Raw genomic sequence first — 16048 nt, forward strand, 5'->3', positions numbered from 1 at the left:
CCGGGTTCAGGCCGCCTGCCGGGCGGTCATCAGGTAGTCGATGGTCCGGGCAAGCGTCTCGCGGATCTCGCCGCGCGGCACGACCATGTCGAGCATGCCGTGTTCGTGCAGATATTCGGACCGCTGGAAACCTTCGGGCAGCTGCTCGCGGATCGTGTCCTGGATCACCCGCTGTCCGGCAAAGCCGATCAGCGCATTGGGCTCGGCAATCTGCACATCGCCCAGCATCGCATAGCTGGCGGTGACACCGCCGGTGGTCGGATCGGTCAGCACCACGATATAGGGCAGGCCCGCATCATGCAGCCGCCGGATCGCGACCGTCGTGCGGGGCATCTGCATCAGCGACAAGATGCCTTCCTGCATGCGCGCGCCGCCCGCCGCGGTAAAGATCACATAGGGGCAGCCGGTCTTCACCGCATGATCGACACCGGCGACGAACGCATCGCCCACGGCCATGCCCATCGATCCGCCCATGAAACCGAAGTCCTGCACGCCCACGACGGCCCTGCGTCCATCGATCGTTCCATCAGCCGTGGTCAGCGCATCGGGATGCGGCGCGCCGGAGCGGGCCGTGCGCAGTCGCTCAGTGTATTTCTTGGTATCGCGGAATTTCAGCGGGTCTTCCTTGACCTTCGGTGCGGGAAGCACGGTGTAGCCCGCGTCCATAACCTGCCCAAGGCGGGTATCCGCACCGATGCGGCCGTGATGCTCGCAGCGGGGGCAGACCCACAGATTGTCCTCGTATTCCTTGACGAACAGCATCTCGCCGCAACCGGGGCACTTGCGCCAAAGATTGTCGGGCGTGTCGCGCTTGGCCACGAAGGGCAGGCGCTTGCGGACTTCATTCAGCCAGCTCATCAGACGGTCTCCCTCGCCGCGTGCACGGCGTCGGCCAGCGCGGCGGTCAGTTCACGAATATGGGTGGGCGCGTCGTGGCCATGTTTGGCCACAAGATCAACCAGCGCGGAGCCGACAACCACGCCATCGGCCACGCGCGCGATCTCTCCCGCCTGTTCGGGCGTGCGCACGCCGAAACCCACGCAGACCGGCAGATCGGTCGCGGCTTTCAGGCGCGCAACCGCATCGTCGATGCTGGCCTGCGCGGCCTGCTGCAGGCCCGTGATCCCCGCAACCGACACGTAATAGAGGAACCCGCCCGCGCCATCTAGAATGGCGGGCAGGCGCTTGGCATCGCTGGTCGGCGTCGCCAGCCGGATAGGGGCCAGCCCCTCGGCGCGCAGTGCGGTGCCTAGCGAATCGTCCTCTTCGGGCGGGATGTCGACACAGATCACGCCATCGACTCCCGCGGCCTTGGCCTCGCGCGCGAACCAGTCCGCCCCGCGCCGAACCATCGGATTGGCATAGCCCATCAGCACCAGCGGGATATCGGGATGCCGTGCGCGGAAATCGCGCGCAATCGCCAGCACGTCGGCGGTCCGGGTGCCCGCACCCAAGGCGCGCAAATTCGCCAGCTGGATCGCCGGACCATCCGCCATCGGATCGGTGAAGGGCATGCCCAGTTCGATCACATCGGCGCCGCCTTCGACCAGCGCGTCGAGATTGGCCGCCGTATCGCCGTCACCCGCCGTGATGAAGCAGACGAGCGCGGGGCGCGGCTTTGCAAAAGTGTCTTCGAAACGGCTCATCAATTCTTCCCGAGCAGTGTCCGGCCCAGCGCGATGATCAGCGCCGCGATCGCAGCCTCGATCAGATCGGTCAGCGAGACGGCGATCACGCGGTCCAGTATATACCTCGTCAGCAATATGGCCCCGATCAGCGACGTGAAGAACAGGGCAAAATCGGTCCCGACCCTCGCGACGAGGTTCATATATCGACCCCCAGCGCCTTGGCGACGGTGAAGATGTCCTTGTCGCCGCGCCCGCACAGATTGGCGAGGACGATCTGGTCCGCGTCCATGTCCATTGCGCGTTTCACCACTGCGGCAATCGCATGGCTGGGTTCGAGCGCAGGGATGATCCCCTCGGTCCGGCACAGAAGCTGGAAGGCGTCGAGCGCATCCCTGTCGGTCGCGCTGGTATATTCGACCCGGCCGATATCACGCAGCCACGCATGCTCCGGCCCGATGCCGGGATAGTCGAGGCCCGCGCTGATCGAATGACCCTCGGTAATCTGGCCGTCCTCGTCCTGCAGCAGATAGGTCTTGTTGCCATGCAGGATACCCGGCGCGCCACCCGCCAGCGATGCGGCATGTTCCTTGTCCAGCCCATAGCCCGCGGCTTCCACGCCCAGCAGCGCGACGTCCTTGTCGTCGAGGAAGGGGTGGAACAGGCCGATCGCGTTGGAACCGCCGCCGATCGCCGCGACGCAGATGTCGGGCAGGCGTCCCACGCGGTCCAGCATCTGTGCGCGAGCCTCGCGCCCGATCACCGACTGGAAATCGCGGACCAGTTCCGGATAGGGATGCGGACCGGCCGCCGTGCCGATGATATAGAACGTGTCATGCACATTGGCGACCCAGTCGCGCAGCGCCTCGTTCATGGCGTCCTTCAGCGTCGCCGCGCCTGCCTTGACCGGCACCACTTCGGCGCCCAGCAGCTTCATGCGGAACACGTTGGGCTGCTGCCGCTCTACATCGGTGGCGCCCATGTAGATCACGCAAGGCAGGCCGAAACGCGCGCATACGGTGGCGGTCGCCACGCCGTGCTGACCCGCGCCGGTCTCCGCGATGATGCGGGTCTTGCCCATGCGGATCGCCAGCAGGATCTGGCCGATGCAATTGTTAATCTTGTGCGCGCCGGTATGGTTCAACTCGTCGCGCTTGAACCAGACCTGCGCGCCTTTTCCGGCGGGCGCGTCCTTGCGCAGTTCCTCGGTCAGCCGCTCCGCATAATAGAGCGGGCTGGGACGGCCCACGTAATGTTCGAGCAGATCCTCGAACTGTTCGTGAAAGGCCGGGTCCTGCTTGGCCGCGCGATATTCGCGCTCCAGATCGAGGATCAGCGGCATCAGCGTTTCGGACACATAGCGACCGCCGAACTGGCCGAAATGACCGCGTTCGTCGGGCTGGTTCGCAAAGCTGTTGGGCCGCGTCGGAATTGCCGTGTCGTTCATGGCCCCGCGATTGGCAGAGAGGGCGGGGCTTGTCCAGCGCCCGCGGGGGCAATGGTGCCCGGTTTCAGCCGCCGCGCACAGCCCTGGCGAAAGCGGCGATGCGGTCCGGGTCCTTGACGCCCGGTTCGCTCTCGACGCCCGAAGATACGTCGACCAGCGGCGCGCCCGTCTGCCGGACCGCGTCCGCGACATTCGCAGCGCTGATCCCGCCCGCAAGGCCCCACGGCAGCGCACCGCGATAGGCCACCAGCAGCGACCAGTCGAACGACAGCCCCATTCCGCCCGGCAGCGTGCCCTTGGGCGTCTTGGCATCGAACAGGATCAGGTCCGCCGCACCCGCATATTGGCTTGCCCGTTCGACATCGCCCGGACCCGCGACCGCAATCGCCTTCCACACCGGCAGGCCGAACCTTGCGCGCAATTCCGCAGCGCGGGCCGACGATTCCGATCCATGAAGCTGCAAGGCATCGAGACGCCCCGCCGATACGGCATCGCCGATCGAGCCATCGTCGGCATCGACGAACAGTCCCACGCGCTTTATCTGCGAACCCGATCGCTCTGCCAGCAGCGACGCGTCATGCAGGCCAACATTGCGCGGCGAGGGAGGATAGAACACCAGCCCCGCGTAATCCGCATGGGCGGCGATGACCGCGTCCATGGCGACAGGATCGTTGATGCCGCAAATCTTGATCTGTGCGCTGCTCATGGACGGCCTGTTAGGCCCGCAGGCGCTTTTCGAAAAGGCGAAAGAACAAGGGGCGCGGCTGGGGCGCGGGGAAGGGCTCGCGCTCGCCGGTGTCGCGATAGCCCTTGCGCTCATACATGGCGATCAGCTCGCGACGGTCCTCGATCACCGAGATATCCATCACTTCGGCACCAAGATCGCGTGCCAGATCCTCCGCCGCGCGTATCAGGCGTGAACCCAGACCGCTGCTCTGAAACGGGGGATCGACGCAAAGCAGGCCGAAATAGGCGCGCGCGCCGCCCTTGTCGGTCACGGCAATACAGCCGATGGCGCGGCCCTCGCTCTCGGCGATCAGGAAATGGATCGAAGGATCGTCAAGCATGCATGCCAGTTCGTCCGCGCCGATCCGCTCGTCCTCGATGATGTCGGCTTCATGCGTCCAGCCGCGCCGTGCGGAACCCCCGCGATAGCCGCCTTCGATCAGAGGCTTCAATGCATCCGCGTCGTCCGGTCCTGCGCGGCGGAGCGTGACGCTTTCGGGCAGATTCATGGCGTGTAGACGGGCCAGAACGGACCGCCCAGCGCGCCGTTGAAGGCGATATGGGTGATCTGCCCCGCCGCAGGATCGAATTCCACGCCGAAGAAGGCGGGACCGCCATCGCAGACATTCGTCGGCATGTGACGCTGATCGGGCATGATGTCGGCGGGCACGAAATTGGCATAGATCAGGCGCTTGCCGCCACGCGTGATACCGAAGACTTCGCGCTGCCAGCGCGGATCGTTCGGGCGATAGGTCAGCGGATCGGGATTCTCGGTCCCCGGCGTATAGCCGTCACGCGCGGCGAGGGCGGGCAGCAATTGCGCCAGCGCCTGTTCCATCGCGATGATTTCGTCGTTTCGCACTTCCCAGCCGCCTTCGACCGGCCCTGCGGTAGAACGCGAACACGCAGGCAGCTGAAACCCCGCGGACGGCCCGGCCAATACGCTAGTCTTGGGCGGCAGTTCGGCCTGCGCCGCGGCAGCGGCCAGCGCGAGGATCGGGGCGAGCAGGATCAGAGCGTCGCCTCAATCGCGCGGGCGGCGGCAAGCGGGTCTTCCGCCTTGGAAATCTCGCGCCCGATCACCAGGACGCTGGCCCCGTCGTCGCGCGCCTGCCGCGGCGTGACCACGCGCTTCTGGTCACCGACCGCGCTTCCGCCAAGACGCAGGCCCGGCACGACCAGATAGCCCTGCTTCCACTGCTTGTGGACCGCGGCCACTTCCTGTCCGGAGCAGACGATCCCGTCGAGACCCGCCTTTTCGGCCAGTTCGGCAAGCCGCATCACCTGGTCGTGAGCGGTACTGTCCACGCCGGTAGCGGCCAGATCGCGTTCGTCGAGGCTGGTCAGCATGGTGACCGCCACGACCTTGGTCTTTTCGCCCGCGGCGGCCTTGGCATCCTCCATCATCGCGCGCCCACCGCCCGCGTGAATCGTGACGATGGCGGGTTCGAGCACGTGGATGGCCTGCATTGCGCCTGCAACCGTGTTGGGAATGTCGTGCAGTTTCAGGTCGAGGAAGATCGGGAGGCCAAGCTGCGCTATTTCGTGCACGCCGTGGTGTCCGTGCGCACAGAAGAATTCGAGACCCAGCTTCAGCCCGCCGATATGGCCCTGGACCTTGCCGGCCAGCTCCTTCGCCGCCTCGATCTGTGGCAGGTCGAGCGCAAGGTAAACCGGATTGCTCATGGCCGGCCGTCCTTGGTGTCAATGCTGTCGAGGCCGGTTCCGCCAGATACCGGACGGGTGGACGCCGGTTCCGCAGGCGTCTGACTGGCGATCAGCGAACGCTGCGACGCCTCAAGCGAGGAGATGCGCCGCTTCAGTCGCCACACCGTGGTGCGATGGGTCAGCCACATCGGGCCATAGCCCAGCAGAAATGCGACGAGGATCAGGACCGGCAGCTTCGTTTCAAGCACGAGGCCTTCCCAGATCCGGATGTCGACCGCCGTCCAGTTGAAGGCCGTGAACAGGGCTAGCGCCACGATGATGACGACCCACAGGACGCTGCGTATGATCTTCATGAATTCTCCCGTCTGGCGCGGTTTTGCAGACCCTTCACGCGACTGATCCTAAGCGCGAAAACGACCCTTGGCCACCCTGCCTCGACATCCCCGGATCGCAGGCGAGCCTTCAGGAAAAGACCCGCGCGAAGATCGTGTCGACATGCTTGAAGTGATAGTCGAGGTCGAACTTTTCCTCAATCTGCTGCGGGGTCAGCGCGGCAGTCACTTCCTCGTCAGCCTTCAGCAGTTCGAGCAGCGAAAGTTCGCCGTCGCTGTCCCAGACCTTCATCGCATTGCGCTGGACAAGGCGATAGGCGTCCTCGCGGCTTACGCCCGCCTGCGTCAGTGCCAGCAGCACGCGCTGCGAATGGACAAGGCCGCCCATGCGGTCGAGGTTCTTCTGCATCCGCTCGGGATAGACCAGCAGCTTTTCGACCACCCCGGTCAGGCGGGCGAGAGCGAAATCCAGCGTGATCGTCGCATCGGGGCCGATGAACCGCTCGACCGAGGAGTGCGAGATATCGCGTTCGTGCCAGAGCGCAACGTTCTCCATCGCCGGAACGACCGCGCCGCGGACGACGCGGGCAAGGCCGGTGAGGTTCTCGGTAAGAACCGGGTTGCGCTTGTGCGGCATCGCCGACGAACCCTTCTGGCCCGGCGAGAAATATTCCTCGGCCTCCAGCACCTCGGTGCGCTGCAGATGGCGCACCTCGACCGACAGCCGCTCGATCGACGAGGCGATGACCCCCAGCACGGCGAAGAACATCGCGTGGCGGTCGCGCGGGATAACCTGCGTGGACACGGGTTCAACGGCAAGGCCCATCTTCTCGGCCACATAGGCTTCGACGCTGGGATCGATATTGGCAAAGGTGCCGACCGCGCCCGAAATCGCGCAGGTGGCGATTTCCTTGCGCGCGAATTCAAGGCGCTCCCTGCAGCGGCTGAACTCGGCATAGGCCTCGGCCATCTTGAGGCCAAAGGTTACCGGTTCGGCGTGGATGCCGTGGCTGCGGCCGATGGTGGGCGTGTACTTGTGCTCTTCCGCGCGCGTCCTGATCGCGGCGAGAAGCCTGTCGAGATCCTCCAGCAGAATCGCGGAGGCGCGGTCAAGCTGCACCGCCAGCGTCGTGTCCAGCACGTCGGAGCTGGTCATGCCCTGATGCATGAAACGCGCTTCGTCGCCGACGTTCTCCGCCACCCAGGTCAGAAAGGCGATCACGTCATGCTTGGTCACCGCCTCGATCGCGTCGATCGCCTCGACGTCGATCTTCGGATCGGTCGCCCACCAGTCCCACAAGGCCTTGGCGGCAGACGGCGGCACCACGCCAAGTTCGCCCAGCTTCTCGGTCGCGTGCGCTTCCAGTTCGAACCAGATGCGATATTTCGCTTCCGGCTCCCAGATGGCGGTCATGGCGGGGCGGGCGTAACGTGGGACCATGGGTCAAGGCTCCGGTCTGCGATTGCGGCGGGTTGCGATTTGACCCGCGCGGCTAGGCCGGAGTGACCGCAATGGCAAGGGGGCGCGCTGCCGTCATCGTGCAAGGCCGAACAAAAAAGGCGCGACCGGTTGCCCGGCCGCGCCTCCTGTCATCGAAGAAAAGCGCTGATCAGGCGGCCTTTTCCTCGGTCTCGTCATTCTTGTCCGAGCCGTCGATCACGCTCAGCTTCTTGGCGTTGTTGATCGCGATCTTCTTCGGCTTCATCGCCTCGGGCACTTCACGCTCAAGGTCGATGACAAGCAGGCCGTCGGCGAGCTGCGCGTTCTTGACCAGCACGAAATCGGCCAGTTCGAAGCGGCGTTCGAACCCGCGCTGGGCGATGCCGACGTGCAGATATTCGCGCTCTTCGCCGTCGTCCGCCTTACGGCCCTGCACGGTCAGCATGTTCTGCTGCGCCGTGATGTCGATATCCTCGGGCTTGAAGCCTGCGACGGCCAGCGTGATGCGATAGGCGTCGTCGCCGCTGCGCTCGATATTGAAGGGCGGGTAATTGTCGCCCTGACCTGCGCGTGCGTTGTTTTCAAGGAGATCGAACAGCCGGTCAAAGCCGACGGTGGTCCGACGATAGGGGGTAAAATCGAAACGGTTCATCTTGCAAATCCTCCATCAGAAGCAATCCAGCGGCAGGTTTCGGCGGACCCCGAAAACGGGCATCCGCACTTCCTGCCAGACGAAGCGGACGGCCATCCGAAACCGGCATGGCCTTCCGCCGTTGATATCTGGTAATCCGCCTTCGCTATTCAAGTGCTGGCGCGATCCACGCGAACGACAAGATCGCACGAAGTGAGAAGGAATTTTGATGAACGATCAGACTGCCACGCCCAAGGTGGAAATCTACACGCAGTTCGGCTGCCCCTATTGCCACCGCGCCATCGCGTTGCTGAAAGAAAAGGACGTCGATTACACTGAGTATGACGTCACCATGGACCGGGCCAAGCGGCAGGAAATGGGCGAACGCGCGCCCGGTGCACGCACCGTTCCGCAGATCTTCATCGACGACAAGGCTATCGGCGGCAGCGACGATCTCGCCGCGCTGGAGCGCGAGGGCAAGCTCGATCCGATGCTGGGTCGCTGATGTCAGGCTGCTGAGCGGACATGACCCGCATCGCATTATATCAGGCCAACACGGGCATCGATCCGGCCGTCAACACGGATCGCCTGCTGGATGCCGTGACCGAGGCGGCGTCGGGCGGGGCAGAGATGCTCTTCACGCCCGAAATGTCGGGCATGCTCGACCGCAACCGCCAGCGGGCGGCTGCAAATGTCGTGACCGAGCGGGAGAGCGAAGTTCTTTCGGCCATCGCCCATGCTGCCAAGGATCATGACATCTGGGTCGCGCTCGGTTCACTCGCGATTCGGCGCGAGGATGGCGAGAGCCGCTGGGCGAACCGCTCGCTCGTCGTCGGGCCGGATGGCACCGTGGCGGCCCGCTATGACAAGATACACATGTTCGACGTCGATCTGACCGGCGATGGCGGCGGCGAAAGCTGGCGCGAATCCAACGGTTTCGCGCCGGGCGAGCGTGTGGTGACCACGCAAACGCCGATCGGCCGCCTTGGCCTTGCGGTCTGCTATGACATGCGTTTTCCCGCCTTGTGGGCCGCGCTTGGCGATGCGCGCTGCGACGCGATTGCATGCCCCGCCGCCTTCACCCGGCCGACCGGCGCGGCCCATTGGCACGTGCTGTTGCGGGCCCGCGCGATAGAGGCCAGCGCCTATGTGATCGCCGCGGCGCAGGTTGGCGAGCACGAGGATGGCCGCAAGACCTATGGCCATTCGCTGGTCGTCGATCCATGGGGCGAAGTCGTGCTCGACATGGGCGGCGAGGACGCGGGCGTGGGTTTCGCAGAGATCGATCCTGGGCGCATAGAGAGCGTACGTGCGCAGCTGCCCAGCCTTGCTAACCGGCGCGCAATCACTAAGTGACATTTGTAATGATTGTTTTCGATCTTCACTGCCATGCGGATGATGCCCGCTTCGAGGCCTGGTTTCGCTCCTCCGCCGATTTTGAGCGGCAGCGCGAGCAGGGCCTGCTGCTATGCCCGCAATGCGGATCCAGCGATGTCGGAAAGGCCCTGATGGCGCCAGCCGTGGGCCGCAAGGGGAACCAGCAGGTCGAAACACGGCCCGTGCGGCGCGAGGTGACGGTGGAAGTCGGTCAGGACAGCGCCGTTGCGACGATTGCGCCCCTGTCGGACGAGGCGAAGCGCGCACTGGTCGCCATGGCCGAGATCCAGCGGAAGGTGCTCGAAAAGTCGAAATGGGTCGGCGGCAATTTCGCCGAAGAGGCCCGTTCGATGCATTACGGCGAAAGCGAGAAGCGGGCGATCTACGGCGAGACCAGCATTGAGGAAGCCGAACAGCTGATCGAGGAGGGTGTCGAAATCGCCGCCTTGCCGTTCCCTGTCGCGCCTCCCGACGCGGTCAACTGAAACGCCGCCGGGTTTTGCTGGGCGATTGCCATTTTCACGAACCGACCTTAAACGAACCCCCGGCGCGCCCGTAGCTCAGCAGGATAGAGCATCAGATTCCTAATCTGGGGGCCACAGGTTCGAATCCTGTCGGGCGCACCATACGCGAAGATCCGCAGATTTCTGCGATTTGCGTGTTTACCCAAACGGACAATAATGGGCACTTTTGACAGCTTTTGGGCCGATTGCTGACTGGCAGCTTTGAGAAGCGATTGGGCGGAAAGCGGACATTCGAGTGCGCCGATCGTCGGACAGCTGCCGCCGACAAAAGCGACATTCAGGCGGTCGATGGAGGTCCTTGAGACCTGCCGTCTGTTCAGACTTCGCTGTGACGGAAACAGTCGATGGCATGATCGTTGACGATGCCGACCGCCTGCATCCAAGCATACACGATCGTGGGCCCGACAAATTTGAACCCTCGGCTTTTCATCTCCTTAGAGATCCTCTCCGACAGCGGCGAGTTAGCGATCCATTCTCGGCCGCTGCCCAGGATACGTTTGCCATCGGTGAATGACCAGCAGAAGTCGGCAAAGCTCTCGCCACCCGTGGCCATGTCGCAATATATCCGCGCGCCTGCGATCGTGGCCCTGATCTTTGGCTGAGCGCGGACAATACCAGGGTCCGCCATCAACCGCGCGACATCCTTCTCGCCAAAGCTGGCAACAATCGCGGGATCGAACCCGGCGAACGCCCTGCGGAATGCTTCCCGCTTTCTGAGAACGGTGATCCAGGCAAGGCCGGCTTGGAATCCTTCGAGCATCAACATTTCCCATAGCATGCGCGAGTCATGCTGCGGCACGCCCCATTCCTCGTCATGATAAGAGGCCATCAGGGTATCGCCCTCGGCCCATGCGCATCGTGGGTGCTCTTTGGCCATCTCACAGTCTTTCATCAAAGAGTCGGAACGGTACCGCCGTCGATCAAATATTCGGCGCCGGAGATCGTGCCCGCCCGGTCAGACGCTAGAAACGCGATCAGGTTCGCCACCTCCTCCGGCTTCGATGGCCTGCCGATCGGGATGCCGCCGAGCGAATCCATGATCATCTGCTTGCCTTCCTCGATATCGGCACCGTGCTCAGCCGCCAACCGCTTCGCCAGGTCTACGGACGCCTCAGTTTCGATCCAGCCGGGCGCAACGCTAACTACACGCACGCCCTTCGGTGCAGCCTCCTTGGAGAGGCTCTTGCTGTAGGTCGACAACGCCGCTTTGGCAGCTGCGTAGGCCGTTGTGGTCTCTGGCAGGGGCAGCACGCGCTGGATGGAGCTTACATGGATCACGACGCCGCTGCCGCGCGCCACCATCTCAGGAACGAGCTCCCGGTCGAGGCGGACCGCAGTCATCAGATTGAGATCGAGCTCCTGCTGCCATTGTGCGTCGCTCAAGGCCGCATGGCCTCCCGCTGGCGACGATGAGCCGCCCAGCATATGGACGATGATGTCGACGCCGCCCAACCGTTCACGCACGGCTTCGGCCAAGATCGCGCAATCTTCGGCTCGCGTTAGATCGGCAGCAACGAACTTCGAGGCTGCCATGCTTTCGGGCTTGGTCCGGGCCGTCGTCAGAACACGGGCGCCCAGTTCCTCGAACAAGGCCACCGTGGCCGCTCCCGCGCCGCGGGTGCCGGAGGTGACCAGCGCGCACTTACCTGTAAGGGTGACAAACGGGATCATGGGACGATCTCCAACTCGGCGATCTCCTCGCCATCGAGGACAAAGAAGTAGCTTAAGTCGACGGGGCTGCCGGGGAAATCACCGACCAGGCGGCAGGCAACGACGATCCGCCCACCTTCTTCAGCGATCAAGAATGGCTCCGCCCTGTAGTTGTACTTTGCTGAGGACTGATCCTTCCACCTGCGGATCGCGTCGCGCCCGGCATAGGTGTGACCCTCATCCCTGACGACAGCCGCCGGAGCAAAGCATGCGGCGATCGCCTCAGCGCTCAGGCATTTGTCCGCTTCGAAGTAGCCAGCAATCGGTTTGGGTAGCTCGATAGCCATCGCTCGTCTCCTTTGGCGAGTGACCGGATTGGTCGTTCGCGGTTGGAGACAATTTAGCTATGGACGAACTCGCCGATAATCGGGACAAAGTAGGATGAAACGTCACGATTTGAGGGACAATGAAGAGGCACGGTTTGGTCGAACTCGATGCGGTTCTTGCGATCGCCCGACGAGGGTCGTTCCGTGCCGCGGCACTCGATCTCGAGATGTCGACGACCGCTCTCAGTAACGCGATCAGCAAGCTGGAGCGGCAACTTGGCGTTCGCCTCTTCAATCGGACCACCCGCAGCGTTTCGCTGACAGATGCCGGACGAGACTTCGTCGAACGGGTTGGGCCAGCGCTGCTGGACATCCACGATGCGATGAACGCAGCGCGCTCGCAACAGGAGACACCCTCGGGCACATTGCGCATCAACGCCTTCGCGACGGCGGCACGCGAAATCCTGTCCCCGCTCATCCTGAAGTTTCTGAAGCTCTATCCTCAGGTTCACATCGATCTGGTCACCGAAGGCCGACTTGTCGACGTCGTCGCCGAGGGGTTCGACTTCGGCGTTAGGGCCCGGGATCTGGTGCCGAGTGATATGATCGCCGTGCCCTTGGGACCGGGCCGAAGAAATGTAGTGGTGGGCTCGCCGGCGTATTTTCAGGCGCACGGTAAGCCGCTGGTGCCACCGGATCTGCTGCACCAGTCATGCCTCCGGATCCGGCTTCCCAACGGCGCTCCATATCGCTGGCAGTTCGAGAAGAACGGTCAGCCCACCCAGATCGACGTCACCGGCCCGATCACGCTCGACGAGGCGAGCCTTTCGCGCATCGCCCTGCTGGAAGGCGCGGGCATCGGCTATGTCATGGAATCCGATGTGCGCGATGATCTCGACGCCGGGCGGCTGGAGATGGTGCTCGAAGACTGGACCCCGCAGCTCGCCCCCTTGGCGCTCTACTATCCGGGCAGGCGTCATCCTTCCGCCGCGTTTAAAGCCTTCATCGATCTCGCGCGTACGTTCTCGAAAAAAGCTGGCAAGGGAAAGTAGCTATCGCTGACGTAGCCGACTTTCCCAAATTCGAACCGGCTTGCTGCAAGCTTTCGAGCATTCAGCCTTCGACAGCATTTTGAATGGACTGAGCGAGCGTGCTTTCATCAAGCAATGAAAAAGGGCGGGACCAAGTCCCGCCCTTCGCAATCTTCTACATTTCTGTGTTCAGCGGCTAAATGCAGCATCTACCGACAGCCTACCTGATCCGAATGCCGCAACCTGCAGCAACCCGCCGGCAAGAGCCACGTTCTTGAAGAAATGGATGAACTGGTTCTGATCGCCAATATCGGCGTGAAACAGCACGGCAGTCGCCAAGCTGAAGACGGCAAGGATCGCCGCGGCCGAACGGGTATGGTACCCAACGGCGAGTGCGATGCCCGCGCCCAGTTCAACCGCTATGGCAATCCATGTCGCCACTTCGGGAAGCGGGAGGCCCATGGCTGTGACATAGCCGGCGGTCCCTGCGGGATCCGTCAGCTTGCCGAACCCGCTGATCACGAAGATGGCGGCGATCAGGACGCGCGCGGCAAGGGCAAGGCTATCGCTAGCGCTGACGGTGACAGGCGATGCGACGGGCTGGACGGTTTCGATGTTCTGCATTGTAGGTCTCCTTATCTCTTCAATCTCAGGCGGCATCGACCAGCACGATTTCGCTGTCTTCGATGGCGGTTACGGTAAAGCTTTCGACCTGAGCGATGGCGACGCCGTCGCGGGCCTTTGCGGTGACGTTCTCGACCCGAACCTGCCCCGTCGCGGGGACGAGATAGGCGCTGCGCTTGTCGCCCAGCCGATAGGTCACGCTTTCGCCGGCCTTCAGCGTCGCCCCCAGCACACGCGAGCGTGAGCGGATGGGAAGCGCATCGGCATCGTCGCCAAAGCCCGACGCCAGCGTCACGAAACGCCCGGAACGATCGCCCTTGGGAAAGGGCTTTGCGCCCCAGAACGGATCGCCGCCTTGGCTTTCCGGAATGATCCAGATCTGGAAGATGCGGGTCGTCACGTCCTCGCGGTTGTATTCCGAATGACGGACACCCGATCCTGCGGACATGACCTGCACGTCGCCCGCTTCGGTACGGCCCTTGTTGCCAAGGTTGTCCTCGTGGGTGATCGCTCCTTCGCGGACATAGGTGATGATTTCCATGTCCCGATGCGGATGCGGGGGGAATCCGGTGCCCGGCGCGATCGTATCGTCGTTCCAGACGCGAAGGTCGCCCCAATGTACCCTTTCGGGATCGTGGTAACCGGCGAAGGAGAAATGGTGATGGGCATCGAGCCAGCCGTGATTGGCCGAGCCCAGGCTTTCGAATGGACGGAGTTCGATCATCGTATCGATCCTTTCCTTGTCGCGGCCCGATTGCCGCTGCCGGACCGATGTAGGCGCACTCGACTTTCTCGAAAACTGGGATAAAATAGACGATAACGTTCGATAAAACTGAAAAGCGAGCCTATACCCATGGAGCCCGGAACGCCCACGCTGGACCAGTTGCGGATCTTCGAGTGCATCGTGGAGGAAGGCAGTTTCGCCGCCGCCGCACGCCGCTTGAACCGTGCCGTCTCGGTGATCAGCTACGGTATCGCAAATCTCGAGGCGCAGCTGGGGCTGACCCTGTTCGACCGCGAGGGGACGAAGAAACCCGTCTTGACCGAGGCGGGCCACGCCGTCCTTGCCGACGCAAGAGCGGTTTCGGGCAAGGTCGCCGATCTGCGGGCACGGGCCAAGGGGCTGCTCGACGGACTGGAGGCCGAAGTCGGCCTTGCTGTCGACGTCATGTTCCCGGCCGACCGGCTGGCACGGATCCTGCGTGTCTTTGCCGAGAGCTTTCCCACGGTGACGCTGCGCCTTCAGGTCGAAGCGCTGGGAGCCGTGACCGCCAATGTGCTCGACGGCTCAGCGATCATCGGCGTGTCCGGACCCCTGTCCGCAGGGGTCGAGGGGATCGATGGCCTGCCCGCAGGCCTCGTCACCATGATCCCCGTAGCGGCGCCTGACCACCCGCTGGCACGGCAGAGTCCGCTGCCGCCGGGTGCCGCCCGCGACCATACGCAGCTTGTCCTTACCGACCGGTCGCGCGCGACCGAGGGGCGCGATTTCTCCGTCGTCAGTCCGCGCACGTGGCGTCTTGGCGACCTCGGCGCGAAACACGCCTTGCTGCGCGAGGGGATCGGTTGGGGCAATATGCCGCGGCCGATGGTCGAAGCGGATCTGGTGGCCGGCACGCTGCTGCATTTGCAGATGCCGGACCACCCCGGCGGCACCTATCGCTTTCGCGCGATCTGGCGCGGTGACCGCCCGCCGGGCCCTGCCGCAAAATGGCTGGTAGACAACATCGTCGCTTCGGGAGAACATGACGCGCCAGCCGGTGCAATGGCCGATGTCTGAGTGGCGGGTGGGCAGCCTTGACGGCCTCACTCCTTCGGAGCTCCTGCCAGAGGATCAGGGGGCTATGAAATGGCGGACGAGCGGTGGTTCGTCATCCAGATGGAACGCCCTGACCACGTCCTGCTCGACGCGGTCCGCATTGGTTATCCGACGATGCTGACGCTTGTGCTCAAGCCAGCTTTCGACCGTAAATGTTTCAAGCACGACGCCTTTGCGAGAAGCATCTTCGTAGAGGCCCCATTGCATGGCCCCGTCGCGGCGGCGAATGCGTTTCATGGCGCGCATGGCGGCCATGAATTCCGCCATGCGGGCGGGATCGATCCAATATTCGACTGTGACCAGAACCGGACCGCTGTCGATGTCCCGGTCGCCTTCCACCTGCGGGTCGGGCCAATGAAGCGAGGGCGCGAGATCGAGCGTGGGAGCCGCTTCCAGCCGGAAGAGGGGCGCGACCAATACAGTGATGACAAGCAGGCCGCAGCCTGAAACCGCAAGCGCCATCGGAATGCCGAACTGGCTGGCGGTCCAGCCCCACAGGAGCGATCCCCCGGCCATCGACCCCTGAAAGACCAGCAGATAGACCGACAGCGCCCGCGCCTTCACCCAGTCGGGAGAGCCGGCCTGCGCCGATCCGTTCAGGATCGACATCATGGCGATCCATGCGAGACCGACCACCAGAAGCACCATTGCCGCAAGAACGAATCCGTTCGTTCGTGATAATGCGACAAGCGCCCCGGCCATCAGCAGGGATGCACAGATGCTGATCGTATTACCACTCATCCGGGACCTGAGACTTGGCAGCGCCAATGCGCCTAGCCCGGTTTATTCATGAGGCCGCAGCAGCGAAGTGGATGGGCCTTGATCTG

General features: G+C 63.6%; 22 protein-coding genes and 1 tRNA gene. 6 read left to right on the forward strand and 17 right to left on the reverse strand.

The window, feature by feature from the left end:
• Positions 1-6 precede the first annotated feature (6 nt).
• The 11 genes from accD to AC4FIJ_RS13655 form a co-directional block, all read right to left on the reverse strand.
• Complete coding sequence (gene accD, locus AC4FIJ_RS13605; protein ID WP_490337253.1) at positions 7-858, reverse strand: acetyl-CoA carboxylase, carboxyltransferase subunit beta; 852 nt, start codon at positions 856-858, stop codon at positions 7-9.
• Positions 858-1646, reverse strand: coding sequence for a tryptophan synthase subunit alpha (gene trpA / locus AC4FIJ_RS13610; protein ID WP_490337254.1), 789 nt, complete (start codon positions 1644-1646; stop codon positions 858-860). Before trpA ends, accD begins: the two co-directional genes overlap by 1 nt.
• Entirely contained in the window at positions 1646-1828 is a 183-nt protein-coding gene (locus AC4FIJ_RS13615) for a hypothetical protein (protein ID WP_066843286.1), read from the reverse strand. Before AC4FIJ_RS13615 ends, trpA begins: the two co-directional genes overlap by 1 nt.
• The gene (gene trpB / locus AC4FIJ_RS13620; RefSeq protein WP_490337255.1) at positions 1825-3072 is read right to left on the reverse strand and encodes a tryptophan synthase subunit beta; all 1248 of its coding nucleotides are present in this window, start codon (positions 3070-3072) and stop codon (positions 1825-1827) included. The genes AC4FIJ_RS13615 and trpB overlap by 4 nt, the downstream gene beginning before the upstream one ends.
• Before the next feature lie 64 nt (positions 3073-3136).
• On the reverse strand, positions 3137-3778 hold the full coding sequence (locus AC4FIJ_RS13625) for a phosphoribosylanthranilate isomerase (protein ID WP_490337256.1): 642 nt from the start codon (positions 3776-3778) through the stop codon (positions 3137-3139).
• A 10-nt stretch (positions 3779-3788) separates the two neighbouring features.
• On the reverse strand, positions 3789-4307 hold the full coding sequence (locus AC4FIJ_RS13630; RefSeq protein WP_490337257.1) for a GNAT family N-acetyltransferase: 519 nt from the start codon (positions 4305-4307) through the stop codon (positions 3789-3791).
• Entirely contained in the window at positions 4304-4660 is a 357-nt protein-coding gene (locus AC4FIJ_RS13635) for a hypothetical protein (protein WP_490337258.1), read from the reverse strand. Before AC4FIJ_RS13635 ends, AC4FIJ_RS13630 begins: the two co-directional genes overlap by 4 nt.
• 149 nt (positions 4661-4809) lie before the next feature.
• A complete protein-coding gene (gene pyrF, locus AC4FIJ_RS13640; RefSeq protein WP_490337259.1) occupies positions 4810-5484 on the reverse strand; it encodes an orotidine-5'-phosphate decarboxylase in 675 nt (224 codons plus the stop codon).
• Positions 5481-5819, reverse strand: coding sequence for a LapA family protein (locus tag AC4FIJ_RS13645; protein ID WP_490337260.1), 339 nt, complete (start codon positions 5817-5819; stop codon positions 5481-5483). The genes pyrF and AC4FIJ_RS13645 overlap by 4 nt, the downstream gene beginning before the upstream one ends.
• A gap of 109 nt (positions 5820-5928) precedes the next feature.
• On the reverse strand, positions 5929-7239 hold the full coding sequence (gene purB, locus AC4FIJ_RS13650; protein WP_490337261.1) for an adenylosuccinate lyase: 1311 nt from the start codon (positions 7237-7239) through the stop codon (positions 5929-5931).
• A gap of 169 nt (positions 7240-7408) precedes the next feature.
• The gene (locus tag AC4FIJ_RS13655; RefSeq protein WP_490337262.1) at positions 7409-7891 is read right to left on the reverse strand and encodes an Hsp20 family protein; all 483 of its coding nucleotides are present in this window, start codon (positions 7889-7891) and stop codon (positions 7409-7411) included.
• A 208-nt stretch (positions 7892-8099) separates the two neighbouring features.
• On the opposite strand from AC4FIJ_RS13655, the gene grxC reads away from it, so the two are divergent.
• The 4 genes from grxC (at position 8100) to AC4FIJ_RS13675 (ending at position 9873) form a co-directional block, all read left to right on the forward strand.
• Positions 8100-8375 carry a glutaredoxin 3 gene (gene grxC / locus AC4FIJ_RS13660; RefSeq protein WP_490337263.1) on the forward strand — a complete coding sequence of 92 codons (276 nt, stop codon included), beginning with the start codon at positions 8100-8102 and terminating at the stop codon, positions 8373-8375.
• Between the two features lie 20 nt (positions 8376-8395).
• Positions 8396-9226 (forward strand): carbon-nitrogen hydrolase family protein, encoded by an 831-nt coding sequence (locus AC4FIJ_RS13665; RefSeq protein ID WP_490337264.1) that lies wholly within the window; start codon positions 8396-8398, stop codon positions 9224-9226.
• Between the two features lie 8 nt (positions 9227-9234).
• Complete coding sequence (locus tag AC4FIJ_RS13670; RefSeq protein WP_490337265.1) at positions 9235-9732, forward strand: DUF1178 family protein; 498 nt, start codon at positions 9235-9237, stop codon at positions 9730-9732.
• Between the two features lie 64 nt (positions 9733-9796).
• Positions 9797-9873 (forward strand) — tRNA-Arg (locus tag AC4FIJ_RS13675).
• A 214-nt stretch (positions 9874-10087) separates the two neighbouring features.
• On the opposite strand, the gene AC4FIJ_RS13680 is transcribed toward AC4FIJ_RS13675, so the two are convergent.
• The 3 genes from AC4FIJ_RS13680 to AC4FIJ_RS13690 are packed head-to-tail and all read right to left on the reverse strand — an operon-like array spanning position 10088 to position 11768.
• Complete coding sequence (locus tag AC4FIJ_RS13680) at positions 10088-10648, reverse strand: DNA-3-methyladenine glycosylase I (RefSeq protein ID WP_490337266.1); 561 nt, start codon at positions 10646-10648, stop codon at positions 10088-10090.
• A gap of 14 nt (positions 10649-10662) precedes the next feature.
• A complete protein-coding gene (locus AC4FIJ_RS13685) occupies positions 10663-11442 on the reverse strand; it encodes an SDR family oxidoreductase (protein WP_490337267.1) in 780 nt (259 codons plus the stop codon).
• Entirely contained in the window at positions 11439-11768 is a 330-nt protein-coding gene (locus AC4FIJ_RS13690; protein WP_490337268.1) for a nuclear transport factor 2 family protein, read from the reverse strand. Before AC4FIJ_RS13690 ends, AC4FIJ_RS13685 begins: the two co-directional genes overlap by 4 nt.
• 119 nt (positions 11769-11887) lie before the next feature.
• Between AC4FIJ_RS13690 and AC4FIJ_RS13695 the strand changes: the two genes are divergently transcribed.
• Entirely contained in the window at positions 11888-12799 is a 912-nt protein-coding gene (locus tag AC4FIJ_RS13695) for a LysR family transcriptional regulator (RefSeq protein WP_490337269.1), read from the forward strand.
• 168 nt (positions 12800-12967) lie between these two features.
• Here the strand turns inward: AC4FIJ_RS13695 and AC4FIJ_RS13700 are convergent, their stop codons facing one another.
• A complete protein-coding gene (locus tag AC4FIJ_RS13700) occupies positions 12968-13402 on the reverse strand; it encodes a DoxX family protein (protein WP_490337270.1) in 435 nt (144 codons plus the stop codon).
• Positions 13403-13427: 25 nt separating this feature from the next.
• Complete coding sequence (locus tag AC4FIJ_RS13705) at positions 13428-14126, reverse strand: pirin family protein (protein WP_490337271.1); 699 nt, start codon at positions 14124-14126, stop codon at positions 13428-13430.
• A 129-nt stretch (positions 14127-14255) separates the two neighbouring features.
• Here AC4FIJ_RS13705 and AC4FIJ_RS13710 point away from each other — a divergent pair, with 129 nt between their 5' ends.
• Positions 14256-15182, forward strand: a complete 927-nt coding sequence (locus AC4FIJ_RS13710) for a LysR family transcriptional regulator (protein WP_490337272.1) — start codon at positions 14256-14258, stop codon at positions 15180-15182.
• Between the two features lie 54 nt (positions 15183-15236).
• On the opposite strand, the gene AC4FIJ_RS13715 is transcribed toward AC4FIJ_RS13710, so the two are convergent.
• Positions 15237-15989 (reverse strand): MFS transporter, encoded by a 753-nt coding sequence (locus AC4FIJ_RS13715; RefSeq protein ID WP_490337273.1) that lies wholly within the window; start codon positions 15987-15989, stop codon positions 15237-15239.
• Positions 15990-16048: the final 59 nt, after the last annotated feature.

It is taken from the genome of Croceicoccus sp., assembly GCF_983967925.1.

Excerpts from the sequence above, each read along its gene's own strand:
- accD (WP_490337253.1), bottom strand. The coding sequence starts at position 858 with ATGAGCTGGCTGAATGAAGTCCGCAAGCGCCTGCCCTTCGTGGCCAAG.
- trpA (WP_490337254.1), bottom strand. The coding sequence starts at position 1,646 with ATGAGCCGTTTCGAAGACACTTTTGCAAAGCCGCGCCCCGCGCTCGTC.
- AC4FIJ_RS13615 (WP_066843286.1), bottom strand. The coding sequence starts at position 1,828 with ATGAACCTCGTCGCGAGGGTCGGGACCGATTTTGCCCTGTTCTTCACG.
- trpB (WP_490337255.1), bottom strand. The coding sequence starts at position 3,072 with ATGAACGACACGGCAATTCCGACGCGGCCCAACAGCTTTGCGAACCAG.
- AC4FIJ_RS13625 (WP_490337256.1), bottom strand. The coding sequence starts at position 3,778 with ATGAGCAGCGCACAGATCAAGATTTGCGGCATCAACGATCCTGTCGCC.
- AC4FIJ_RS13630 (WP_490337257.1), bottom strand. The coding sequence starts at position 4,307 with ATGAATCTGCCCGAAAGCGTCACGCTCCGCCGCGCAGGACCGGACGAC.
- pyrF (WP_490337259.1), bottom strand. The coding sequence starts at position 5,484 with ATGAGCAATCCGGTTTACCTTGCGCTCGACCTGCCACAGATCGAGGCG.
- AC4FIJ_RS13645 (WP_490337260.1), bottom strand. The coding sequence starts at position 5,819 with ATGAAGATCATACGCAGCGTCCTGTGGGTCGTCATCATCGTGGCGCTA.
- purB (WP_490337261.1), bottom strand. The coding sequence starts at position 7,239 with ATGGTCCCACGTTACGCCCGCCCCGCCATGACCGCCATCTGGGAGCCG.
- AC4FIJ_RS13655 (WP_490337262.1), bottom strand. The coding sequence starts at position 7,891 with ATGAACCGTTTCGATTTTACCCCCTATCGTCGGACCACCGTCGGCTTT.
- grxC (WP_490337263.1), top strand. The coding sequence starts at position 8,100 with ATGAACGATCAGACTGCCACGCCCAAGGTGGAAATCTACACGCAGTTC.
- AC4FIJ_RS13665 (WP_490337264.1), top strand. The coding sequence starts at position 8,396 with ATGACCCGCATCGCATTATATCAGGCCAACACGGGCATCGATCCGGCC.
- AC4FIJ_RS13670 (WP_490337265.1), top strand. The coding sequence starts at position 9,235 with ATGATTGTTTTCGATCTTCACTGCCATGCGGATGATGCCCGCTTCGAG.
- AC4FIJ_RS13680 (WP_490337266.1), bottom strand. The coding sequence starts at position 10,648 with ATGGCCAAAGAGCACCCACGATGCGCATGGGCCGAGGGCGATACCCTG.
- AC4FIJ_RS13685 (WP_490337267.1), bottom strand. The coding sequence starts at position 11,442 with ATGATCCCGTTTGTCACCCTTACAGGTAAGTGCGCGCTGGTCACCTCC.
- AC4FIJ_RS13690 (WP_490337268.1), bottom strand. The coding sequence starts at position 11,768 with ATGGCTATCGAGCTACCCAAACCGATTGCTGGCTACTTCGAAGCGGAC.
- AC4FIJ_RS13695 (WP_490337269.1), top strand. The coding sequence starts at position 11,888 with ATGAAGAGGCACGGTTTGGTCGAACTCGATGCGGTTCTTGCGATCGCC.
- AC4FIJ_RS13700 (WP_490337270.1), bottom strand. The coding sequence starts at position 13,402 with ATGCAGAACATCGAAACCGTCCAGCCCGTCGCATCGCCTGTCACCGTC.
- AC4FIJ_RS13705 (WP_490337271.1), bottom strand. The coding sequence starts at position 14,126 with ATGATCGAACTCCGTCCATTCGAAAGCCTGGGCTCGGCCAATCACGGC.
- AC4FIJ_RS13710 (WP_490337272.1), top strand. The coding sequence starts at position 14,256 with ATGGAGCCCGGAACGCCCACGCTGGACCAGTTGCGGATCTTCGAGTGC.